At 31.3% G+C, this 12,862-nt stretch carries 5 protein-coding genes; all 5 read right to left on the bottom strand.

The annotated features are described in order from the left end of the window. Window positions 1–59: 59 nt before the first annotated feature. Entirely contained in the window at window positions 60–773 is a 714-nt protein-coding gene (locus tag B8T70_RS20810) for a hypothetical protein (RefSeq protein ID WP_086896093.1), read from the bottom strand. 3 nt (window positions 774–776) lie between these two features. After that, a complete protein-coding gene (locus B8T70_RS20805; protein ID WP_086896092.1) occupies window positions 777–5,717 on the bottom strand; it encodes a vWA domain-containing protein in 4,941 nt (1,646 codons plus the stop codon). 85 nt (window positions 5,718–5,802) lie between these two features. Then, complete coding sequence (locus B8T70_RS20800) at window positions 5,803–11,439, bottom strand: hypothetical protein (protein ID WP_086896091.1); 5,637 nt, start codon at window positions 11,437–11,439, stop codon at window positions 5,803–5,805. Further along, window positions 11,436–12,038 (bottom strand): hypothetical protein, encoded by a 603-nt coding sequence (locus tag B8T70_RS20795; RefSeq protein WP_086896090.1) that lies wholly within the window; start codon window positions 12,036–12,038, stop codon window positions 11,436–11,438. Before B8T70_RS20795 ends, B8T70_RS20800 begins: the two co-directional genes overlap by 4 nt. Continuing rightward, window positions 12,022–12,528, bottom strand: coding sequence for an OmpH family outer membrane protein (locus B8T70_RS20790; protein ID WP_086896089.1), 507 nt, complete (start codon window positions 12,526–12,528; stop codon window positions 12,022–12,024). The genes B8T70_RS20795 and B8T70_RS20790 overlap by 17 nt, the downstream gene beginning before the upstream one ends. Window positions 12,529–12,862 lie beyond the last annotated feature (334 nt).

Genomic DNA, 12,862 nt, shown 5'->3' with positions numbered 1-12,862 from the left:
ATGAAAAAAGAGTAAATGCAAATGCTATTAAATATTTATTGATATACATATATCTGATTTTATTTATTGGAAATGTTTCTTTGGTCAATAACTTCGTAATTTTTCAATCTTTCGGCTAGTACATATTTATTTTTACTTGTTGTAAAAAAATTACTAGTTGTAAAAAAAGAAGAACTAGGTACTTTTCTATTGAAATTGGTATTTGTAACTTCTAATCTCGGATAATACGATTTTGGAGCTCGATAATCATCAGAAAAATTTACTGCTGTACTGTAATAAAAAATTGATTTTTGCAAAAAATATTTTTTTGATATTTGCACTATTATTTTAGAATAAGGAAGAGCTGAATACTTTTTTGCTATCAATGTTATTTCCCAATATGTTTTAAAATCTTTAAAAGACTCTATTTTACACAAATCCAGTAAAGGTTTAATATCAAAATCTCCAAAATAATTCTTTATTGGATTAGCTATTTCAATCGCTTTTTCAGGATGACTAATTTTTAAATTAATCGTTTTAGAGTTCAATATTTCCGTTTTATCGATTTTCATATAAATTTCGTTTGAAGCATTTTTTATAAAAATACCTTTATATGACTGCTCAATTTTTTTAGATTCAGCACTTTTATATAAACTATAATTTAAATTATATTGAAGTGGTTCAGCGGTACTATATTGCTTTCCCATTTTTTCTAAAACTTCATTTACTGTTTGACTATAGCCTGCAGAGACAATTGTAAAAAAACAGATGATTAGTAGTATTTTTTGAAACATAAACTAGTTATTAATAATATTGCCTGAACGGGTTTCCTGAATAGTTTTTACACCTTTAGCAGTTTCCTTTTTTATTCGCACTAAACCACCTTCATTATCATATTCATAAAAGGTAGAATAATTGTTTTCATCTAATTCCGACATCAGCTTGAATGTTTCGGAATCATAAACAAACGTTTTTACACTTCCTTCAAGCGGATATATTCTGATATCATCATAATAGGCTGGAATTCCACCACTCTTATTCTCTAGTTCAATTCCAATAGTTTTTGTCCCTTTAGGGATTAAGAACTTCGCTGCGATCCTTTGCCAACCATCAATTATATCGCCGCTAGCGCTTAATTTTTCGGTAGAAATTCGATAAAAATCTTCAGCTTTAACATCATTATAAAAAATAACATTAATTACTGCATTTTCATACGTTTTTACCTGAACAAAAGATTCTTCCTTAACCCATGCACTTAGCATATATTCCTTTCCTGGAACTGGCTGAAATGATAGACAATCAGAGCAATAATTTTTAGCCGCTGGCTCACCACAAGAAAACTTGCCAAGTTTCAAATTATCTGATAAATAGGTTTCCATAGTTCCCAAGTAATCAAAGTTTGCATGACCATAATAGTCCGCTTCAGCAAAATCATCAATGTGGGCTACAGGGAACTCTTTTTCAGAATAACTTAACAAATATTTTAATGATGTTGTAAGATTAGGAACTACTCTTGATTCCCCACTCTCAACAGCTACTGTTGGAACATAATTTGGGTCTTCATTCCTAGCCAATTTACCACTGGTTAGACCGCCATCAACATAAAACCCGTCTTCTATACCAACTACATATAAATGAGGTTTATCTGTACTGCTATCAAAAGGGTCTTTAGAGTTCCTAAATTTTGACATGGTTTCTTTTAACAGACCGACATTATTAGTCTCACAGCCATCAGTAATCATTATTACTACATTTGGTTTCATTGTTAAATTTAAAGCGACATCTAAACCACTTTTCCAATAATCAGAAGAAGCACTTATACCTACTCCACTGCGCGAACCATATTTATCAATCCAATCATTAAATTTCTTTAATACACTAGCGTCTTTATTTGTTACTCTTAAGCCTAGAACATGATCTTCTCTAACAGTAGTATCTCCATCAGACATTCCGATTAATGAAACATAAACATCTGATCTTAAATCATCATTATCATCGGCCTGTTGCTTAATAAATTTCTTTAACTGTTTTTTGATTTTAGTAGCCTCCTCTTTAGGATCTATCGAACCTGATTCATCAACTACAATAGCTATGTGTGATGTACAATATAATTCAGAACAAAAATCTATATGATTTACAAAACTCTCAAAACGATCATTAGAATCCTTTCTTAATTCAGTAACAATAATATTAGATTCATAATCATCGAGATTAAAATCAGCAACTACATTTCCGCTCATAGCAATTTTAACATCATAATCTGGATGATCTGCAAAAGAAAAGGCAATGAAACCTTGTTGTGTATCGTGAACAAAGTTATAAATACCAGGATTTTCATCTTTTACATAAAACGCTAAAGCTTTTAGCTCATTGTTTGTAAATCCGTTAGTTATTGTCTCAGCAGGAAGACTGGCTAATTTATTTACCAAAGCGATAAAGACAGACTTGATTATTTTGGTGTTTTCATTTTTCTTAGTACAGGAAACAAAAGGTTCACACGCATCAACTTTTATAACCTTACTAAATTCAAAAGTACATTCACTTTTTTCATAAACCTTTAAATATATGGTATAATTCCCTGATATTGTTGGAGTAAAACTATATAAGCCCGTTGTATTTGTAATTGAATTTACAATGACATTATCCGAATTTTTAGCAGACCACTCATAAGTTAAATTAGTTGATGTAGTTTCAAAAGACAAATTAACTGGTTCGTTTATACAAATAGTTTCTACTAAGCAGGTTGTTTTTACTGTAATTGCTTTACTAAAGAATGCTGTACATCCCAAGGCATCCGTTACTTCTGCCTTAATGATATACGATCCGGGTTCAGTAAAGGTATAAGAGTACATACCTGTTGTATTGTTTAAAACAGTATTGATAACTACATCAGCTGTCGTAGTTGCTGTCCATTTATAGCTTAAGTTAGTAGCAGTAGTCTCAAAAGTAAAAGCACTTGGTTGAGCAATACAAAAATCTTCTAAAGTTGATTTTATTTCTCCAATAGTTGGAGAACAATCTGGTGGACAAAAATTAACAAACCTAATTTCTGATTTACCGGGACAATCACTTGGATTCAGAATAGTAGCACTTTTACTCATTCTAGATGGAGGAGCACCAACATCACAAGTAATTAGATACTCGTTGGGTGTCATGTATTGACTTATATTAATAGGTAAAAAAGATGCTATCTCGCTGTAGATTTCCTCTATAGGTCTCTCATTGTCAATGTAATAATTAAACCCAAACTTAAATGATAGACGAACATCATACTCTCTATCAGGAGAGAATGAAAAAGATAAACTTGTAATTTGATTATATTCATTTATCAGAGTGGCATAATTATAAATCTTAGTACCTATCATACTAGTAATATAAGGTCTTAAAGCCTCCAAATCAGCAGCAGTTTGTGTAGCATTTATTTGCTGATCTGTTTCTCCTAGCAAAGACCGAGTGATAAGTTTTGCAATCAGATTAGCCAATAAATCTTTAACTATGTTAGATTTCGGATTTTCATTGGTACAGCTGTTATTAATTAAACAACCAATAACTCTGGTTTGGATTGAAGTACACCCGCTTAAAATATCGGTAATTGTTAAATTCACCCTATAATAACCTGGTATTGTTAAAGTTAATGGTAGAATAAAGATACTCTCAGAAGTCACTAATTCTCCATTAGGGTTATATAAAGTCCAGCTATACGTATATTTTTTTTCATTCTCTGGACCCCCTCTCACATCTGGACCTACTTCAAATGGCTCATTAATTTTTACCAAAGCAGCAGCTTCTGTATTATATTCATCAACACTAGTCCAAATACGGAACTGACGTTCATTCTCTGTAAGACCACAAGCATCAAGAGATGTAACTGTTTTTACATAATTGGTTGAACAACCATTTGGATCTGTAATTTTTAATTCCACTCTATACTCTCCAAGTGTAGGTAGATTTATAGAAAAAGTTGGAGTTGTTCCAGAACTTATTAAAAGACCAGCTGGATTAAATAAACTCCAATTAAAAGCAAAAGGTTCCGTTGAAAAACTAGGTTGGCTTAAATTTAGTATTACATCAGTGTTTACTTCTATATCACCATAGTTAGGTATCTCTATATCCGCGTTATAGCCTCGTTCTTCAGGACTAATAATACATACATTAGGGTCCCTGGCTGTTATTATTTGTTCATAATTAGAAGAGCACCCTAGATCCGAAACTGTTAATGTAATTTTATAATTTCCTAATTCGGTAAGGTTAATTGGAAAAGAAGTGGTAGTAGCAGATTGCAATAATATTCCATTTGCATCATATAATTTCCAATCATAAGTTAAAGAACTACCTGAATTGGTATACCTTTTAAGAAAATTAACAGTATTTAAACGATTAATAAATATCCCACGTTGATCTCCGTAGATAGCATTAGGTAACTGAATTTCTCCAGCACGATTATAATCATTGCTACAGTCTACAGCTAGTTTTAAATTTATAAAATTTCTTTCTAGAATTAAATTTTGATCATTATTTGCAGAATTGGTTATTGCAAGATTTTTAGCAATACAATAATAATAGCCTTCATTAGCAGCTTGAAAATTTGGAATTGTATATTCTCTGGAAGTCGCTCCTGAAATTAAAGTTCCATTTGAAGAGAAACCTTTGTACCACTGATAGGTATCTTGAGAATCAGATCTTGTATCGGTAAACATCGCTAAAGTTGCTGGTTTCCCCTTTTCTACGTTAATGAAATCTCTAGTATCTGTATTATGTTGAGGCGCATAAACAAAGGCGCGGATATTTTTATGAGCCGCATAATATGGGGCAATGTCAGCAAAGCGAAAATCATTTTCTTGTATTTCAAGTTTCCATAATGAAGGTGCAAATAATGGGATTTTACCACTTAAATTATTGTTTTTACATGTGAACCATCCTATTTTGGTTAAATTAATAACTTCTGCTGGGATTGAACCTGTTAAATTATTAGTATGTAAATAAACATTTAAAAGCTCCGTTAATTTTCCAATTTCAACAGGAATTCCACCGGTCAATTGATTACCGTTTAGCGCTAATTGCTTTAGTTTTAAAAGATTACCAATTTGAGAAGGAATCGTGCCACTTAATTGATTAAAAGCTAAGACTAACTCTTCTAAATTAGCTAATTGGGTTATCTCTACTGGGATAGGTCCTGTAAGATTATTGGAAAGAAAATAGATTTTTTTAAGATATGTTAAATTTCCAATTTCACGTGGTATTACTCCTGTCAACTTATAATTTTCCATTGTCAAGGAAGTAACATGTCCATCAGTAATACCAACACCTGCCCATGTAGATACATCCGAAGTAATATCCCAAGGTGTCTTAATACCCCAATTGGCTCCATTAGTACTGTTATAAAAAGCAATAAGTGCAGCTTTTTCTAAAGCAGGGATTTCAACAACAGTTGTTAATGAGAGTGCAGAATTAGTAGCAATATTTTTAGTTTGTTCTGATTTTGAATCACTCAAAACAAAATTGTTGCTTTTGTTAAATATAGGATATTGACTTATTTGTTGTCTATCAAGCAAATCAATTTTACTTTGCCTATTCACATGTGCAAGAACATCTTCATGTTCTCCAAGAGAAGCAATGCCATTTGTAGCTTCAAAACCTATGATTTGATTACTATAATCCTGAGCAAAAGCACTCAATGAAAATAATAGCACACCTATAGTGACTACCCAATATTTTTGTATTTTAAAACTTTTTGACATAATTTTTTTATTATCAATTGAGTATAATTATTATAATCAACTGAGTATTATTTATTAAATAGCTATTTATTCTGTTTAACAACAATTATGGATTAGTAACTCCTGTTGTAGCACATGGAGTAACTTGTTTTTTTACAATTGTTTTTGTATTTGGAGCAACCTTCAAACTCTTTCTTCCTGTATGAGATTGAGTTGTTGAGACACTTACATCATGCAATTTTAATTTTGCTTTAAAGTCAAAATGAGAATCTTTTATGCATTTTGTATCATCATAATCTTCAAATCCATCAAATGCTAATTCGGTATACTTTGTATTTGAAGCTACTGCTACCGGTAAGCGATTATTGTAACCGTATATAGCAGAAGAATATCTTTTTAATGCGTCCCTATTTTCAACTTCTTGCCCCCAAGGATTAAATTGAGTAACCTCTGATGCATAAGTCCATTTTTTGTAATTAGCATCATCTCTTATAACCCAATGATTATTTTTAAAAATGTACATCGAAGCAAAATCTGTAAAGAAACCTGTTTTACGAGGAGTTGGATCAATAGTATAATTTCTACCAGTTAAATAGGCATAGGATTTATTTGCTCTCCAGTTACCCAGAACATTATACACATAAGGATTATAGGAATTATCATTCTCTGAATCATCATCAGGGCTAATTCCTTTTTCATATTCATATTGTAATTTACCATTGACAAATACCATCTTAGGCAAGTTACACTCACATTGTGAAGGCCAAACATCATTGTATTGTACCGCAGAAGCATTTACAATTCTATCATTGGCTGTTGAAAAAAGAAATGGATCACTTCCTATACTATCTTTTACTTTTGTAACAGTATTGTTGGCATTATAGTTATACAATGGACTTCTCATTGAGGTTACGCTTGCCATTGAAGCAGTTTGTAAATTACGATGACCAGAACGAATTATTTTTATTTTTCCATCAACTTCTATATCTCTGATTAAACGTCCATTAATATCAATAAGTTTAAAACTAGCATCATTAGCTTTAACAACCCAGGCTCTTTTATCTTTGTTTTCACCAAGAGTATTAAATCCCGTTACATAAACCTCATCACCATCTATTAAATAATCAGACGGTTTTTGACCTGTATTGAATTTATAGCTATCGCCAACTATTGAAATCTTAGATTCTAATCCTGCATTTTTAGTTGCCTGACTCATACCTGCATAACTCCAATAAGCAGGAAAATTGAAACTAAAATAATTGTCATTATATTCATTAGTGACTTGTGTCAATAATACTTCACCAGTATCAGAATCCCAAGCCAGATTTTTTGTAGAGACTTTAGATCCTGAATCATATGCTACTTTTTCTGAAAGAATACCCACACTATGAATAACCTTGGTTGTTGTTGCAGTTCTAATTTGGTCTTCATGTTTAGAATAACTTGGTATAGGAGTAGGTACAACAATTACAAATATTGTTATTGGCAACGTAGCAATATTAACATGAATACCTGCTGTTGTTGTTATAGATTTACTTTCTCTAAAATCATTTATAACATCATAATCTACACCTACTGTTTTCTTACCAATAACCCCTTTAGAATCAATAGTTTGCACATCGTTATCTAGTTCCCCCTTATTAGGGCTTTGAACATCTGTGATTGTATTATAATTATAATCTACCCCTGATATATGTTCGGTTTGTCCTTCTCCATAAACCCTTTGGCTCTTCATCTTCCCATCCATATCATTCGTATGAATTGAAAAACCTTGCGAAAGTGTTATGTGATTTTTAACATTAAGATTTAAAAGACTCGCTAAAGCTGTCGATGTATCAAAATTTGAAGATAAAGTGGTACGATCTACAATAGTTGGAAACTCTTTGGCGGTATAAAATTCAGTCACAACAGATCCTGTTGCGTGCTTTTTAACCACTAATGTTTCATTTTGATTATTTTTTTTCTCACGCGACAAATTAGCTACTGTAACTCTACTGTAAGTTACTTTCGGAGAAGGAAAAAAGGATTCTCCAAGAGGTTCTTCAACATAATTATCACTATCAGGGCCTAATAATAAATCTCTTTTATTTTTATCATAAAGAGGTTTTACAAAAGGATTCTCTTTAGAGCCTAAAGGTTCATAAGTAGCAACTCCTGATGAGCTACCATCTTTGTTTGTGTAAGTATAATTTTGTCCATAAGATTGTTTGTAAAGATCGTCAGTATCATTTTCTGTCATCAAATTCCATTGATCATGTAGTTCGATATTTTTAACTCTGCTACCTCCTCCTATTTTATGAGCATTGTTATTCATAAGACGAATCCATGATTTACCTGTAACGAAATTACTAGCAATTCCGGTTCTATTTAATTTTTCGTTAGGAGTCGTAAAAATGTCAAATAGAGTAGGAATCCACCCTATTAACTCCATAACCACACCTTTTACATTATTAGTATCCTCCTCATTAGTCATGCTGTAAACAAGTCGGTTTAAATGTTTTCTTCCAAAGTTCCAACCCGCTTTTCTTATAGGATTTGTGTCTTTATCCGATTCCTTACTAAATCCATCACCACTCCCTACATATTGAACTGGAATTGAAGCGTAATTTTTTCCATTTACAGTAAAAAAACCACAATCTTTCCCAGCATCAATTTTTGTATACCCCGTTACATAATCATATTTGTCAGGATTCCCTCCTGGCAATGGATTAGGGTTAACCATATTTAGCAAGAATCTAAAATAAAGTGGATTTTCGTCCGTACCAATAGATTTTAAATACGTTTCTTTAAAAGTTTTGTTGTCCAAATTTTTATCTATTTCTACATAAATATACTCTCCTAAAGATGTCTTTTTTATAGAATTATCAATCTCATCCAAATTTGAAGGTGTTATTGCTCCACTTCCTACAACCTTAAACATTTGCATCGCTTGCTTGTCTTGAACAAATGCATAATCATCTGCTTCAAAATTAACTTCAATTTGACCTCCAGAAGGTAAACGTATAGATTTTAATAACCATACAGAAGCATATTGATCTGCTTTTTCACGGTCGCTTTGATTTACAAAAGGATATTCAGCATTAGGTAAATGACTAAATGTTTTTCCATCTAAAAGAGTATCTGATGGTTTATAACCTCCCCATACATCATAAGCTTTCATATCATATGATGGATTGTTTATACGGTCTTTCTCAATTTTATAGCCAGTATTTTCTGTACCATCTTTTTGGAAAGCAAGAGTGCCAGGCGCATACTTAAATACATAAGGAGTAAATTTCCCCATTTTTGAATTCTTGTAGGTAAAATAAACTTTAGTAAGTGTTAGTTTTCCTTTCTCTCCGTCAAATTCAGCTTCGTTTGCATTTTTGTGATTGTCAATGCCTTGACATAAACTATAGTTATATTCAAAATGAGCTTCTTTTATAGGTATTGCATCTTCTCCTTTAGCTTTGTATTCTGGTTTAGAATACAATGAGATCCTGTCGAGTTTATACATTTTCGAATCTTTACCTAATCCGCCATTTTCACTATCTACACCATAACCATCATTTCTTTCTGAAAGGTGAAAAATAGCTATATGTGTTTTGGTCTCAATTTTTTTAACATATAATAATTCTTTCTCACCGTATATATAATTCCCTTTATTGTCTTTTTTACTTGAGCGAAGTCCTTCATCATAATTAGCCGAATTACTTTTAAAAGGAATTCTCCATTTATAAGTATGCGCTTTATCTCTATTTTTATTTTCGTATTCAAATTTGGTATACGTACCTAGGTCATCGTCTGATGGTCCATCATCTGTCAAATCTTGATAATCTGACGATAATACAGAAGTTAATAAATAAGAATGTGCGTAGGCAGGCGTAGTAACTCTATTAAAATATTGATCACCTTTCTGATTGTTACCAGCAGAATTATCTCCATTTTGATAGGTAACAAGACTAGTTTTATAATCAACATCAGGAGTAGTTCCTACATCAAAAGTAACTTCTTTTTTAACTGCATTATAAGCCGCTCTTCCATAAATATAGCGTTCTCCACCATCTTTTGTAATTTTAATTTCTGATGTATGGTGGTCTTGTTTTCCTTTAACAGAAAATGAACTAAATTGATTTTTTTTCTCGTATTTTGTAAATCCATATTTCGATGCTTCAAGACGAGTTAATTTCTCAATAGATTGATTTCTTGATAAACGTTTTGTTCTAGCAATTGTCCCAAAGTCAGAAATAGATTCTGTATTTGTGAAATAATTTTGACTTGTATTTCTAGAAAACTTACCACCCTCAATATTTAACTTTATAGGACTATATCCTCCTAAATTACTCTTTAAAAGACTTAATTCCTGATCAACATGATTCCCTCCAATATTCTTAAAAAAAACTTTTTCATAGTCAAGGGCATTATTCTTTTTCTCTTTAAATCTCCCTAAAGCAGGATTTAAATTTTCCCATATTAAAGAACTACTTTTTCCTAAAGTTACTGTAGCATCAACTCCAAAATGGACACCACCACCAGCACCAAATTCTAGACCTAAGCTACCGCCAGAAGTGGCATCTGTAGTTTCGTTATCATACACATAGCCAACCTGAGATTTATACGGGCGATACATTCCAGCAATTCCTTGTCCCTGGATACTATATAAATCATATGTATTATTGGTAATAGGTAATGAAGTTGTGTTTTTATTAAAAGTTCTGTCTTTTTCTCTGTTAAAATCTAAGATATCTGATTTGCCAGCATTATAAGTATTTTCATAACCATAAGCTTTTTCATTTTTAAATTTTTCAGAGTCTTTTATTCCCTGACTAGTTCTATATCCAGAGAATTTTACTCCTCCTTCAATTCCCCAAAGTTCACCCTCTAAATTAACACTAAACATATAATTAGAAGATGACATACCCACTCTTTTAGTCGGAGTAAACGAAGCATTAATAAAAGAAAGTGAACCTGACCCCATATCATTGGAACCAATTTTTTTACTATTTTCTACAGTGCTTAGACTTGTAGATTGTGTTATGTTTTCAACTCCCTTTCGACTATTGTAACTAACACCAAAATTAGTTCCTAAGGTTGTGTTATTTTTTTCGTTTCCTGATAATCTGCCATGAAATCCTACACTTGGTGATACAGACACACCTTCTGATGCAGATGAAGAAATATTCATGCCTACAGAAAGATTATCTGAAATGGAATAACTAATACCCGAACTATTGGTGACAGTAATCCCGTCATAATTATTGTATTTAATTCCCATACCAGCACTTAAAGTTGCACCAATAGATTTTCCTTTCTTATTTTGTTCATTAATACCAAATGCCGTCATAAATGCATTAACATCCGCACCAATAGTAACATTGGGTTTCATATTATTTTCGTAGGTCATTTCATCTCCATTAAAATCATCTGGCAGACCTCGCATTTGTCTATTGATTTGACCAACATCTAGATTCCAACCAAGTCCTACCCATGAAGCTTCCTGATCCATTGTAACACCTGAGTTATAGGCTAAGTTCAAAGGATATCCCCCAACATCCATTATAGGAATATTATAGTTAAAATCTCCACTTGCCAAATCCACCATGTCAGATGTACCAATGGGTGTAAAAGCCTCAAATTCTGGTTGTGATGGACCTCCTGTTAATGCATAAATTTGCATCGGCTGAAAGGTTTCCATAAGAATCATCATAGCTAAGTAAATAGCTACTGTTTTTTTAAATTTACTTATTTTTCTTTGTTTGATCATAAGGCTATTTGGGTATAGGGATCTTTAAATTTAAATTTTAGGGTGCCTTTTCTAAAAAGGAAGTCGTTATATACAAGTTGTATTTTTTCATTAGGATCTATTCCTGAAAAGAATAGCAATACTTTTTGATAAGGAGCAATTTTATAACTACGCTCATAAGTAACTCCTGAACAAGAGATAGTATCATTTTTAGAGGTTACTACATAAAAATCTTTATCGAGACCAAATGACATATATTTTACTGCATCGGTATAATCCACTCCCGTAAAGTCTTTTGAAAGTAAATCTTTTTCTTCTTCTTGCTGGAAAGTAAATTCAAGTATGCGTTCTCTCTTATTTGCTTCATAAAGAGAATCAACAGTTTTTAGATCTTCTGTACCTAAATCTTTAAGTAGGTAATATTGTATAGGAACCTCAGCAGCAGTAAAACCAATGTCTTCAACTTTTTGAGTGTATATGCGGGATTTCCAACCTATTTTTTCAAGATTAAAATAACGATCTCTAATTTCAGAATCTTTGGAATTGTTATTAGTTTCTTTTTTACAAGAAAGACATATCAAAAACAAAAGAATATAAAATAACTTATTTAAGTCCTTCATATCTTTTGTTTATGTGCTTAATAAAATTTTGAGTTACATCGATGCTTTCATCACTATATAAAACAGGAGTTTTATTTTCAGAACCTATTATTAGTTTATAACCATTTTCCTTAGAAAACTCTTCGGCGTAACTATGTATTCTTGCCCAAATTTTTAAAGACTCACTACCTGCAAAATTCTGATTAAATTGTTCTAATTGTTCTTTTTCCTGAACAAATTGTTTCATCATGTTTTGCTTACTGCTTTCAGAAATAGATTGGGACTGTAAAGTAGAATACAAAGAATCAAGATGCGCTTTTCTCGCATTAAATTCTTTTTCACCAGTTCGTTTTAATTCTTTTGTCATTACAAAACCATCAAAGACTTTAACATAATCAACATAGACAATTGTGTTATTTGGTTTTAAAAAATAACAAAGCAAAAGAACAGTCAATGCATTTATTAACAATACACTAACTACAGTTTTGGAGAAAAATTTATATATGAACATTAAAAATTTTGTTAATTTGGGTACTGCAAAAATATAATTAATTAAGAATTATCCAACAAAAAAACAATAATTTTATGCTAAAATTCAAAAAAAACTCAAAAAAATTCATTTTAAAGCAAAAAAGACTATTAATCAAACTTGTAGGCAACTACCTAATAATTAGTTTTTTTTTAACAAGTAAAAAAAATAATCTAAATTATTTTTTAATACTAATAACTTTTCATTTCATATTCTTTTTTTTTACAAAAAAGCTTGAAATAAAACAATCTAAGTTTGATAATCAACTCTAATTATGCATCTTATAAATTTAAAATACAAAATCATAAAAAAAATG

Origin of the sequence: Flavobacterium sp. AJR (genome assembly GCF_002156885.1) — a bacterium.
Lineage (GTDB): Bacteria > Bacteroidota > Bacteroidia > Flavobacteriales > Flavobacteriaceae > Flavobacterium.
This window is presented reverse-complemented; position numbering and strand designations above follow the sequence as displayed.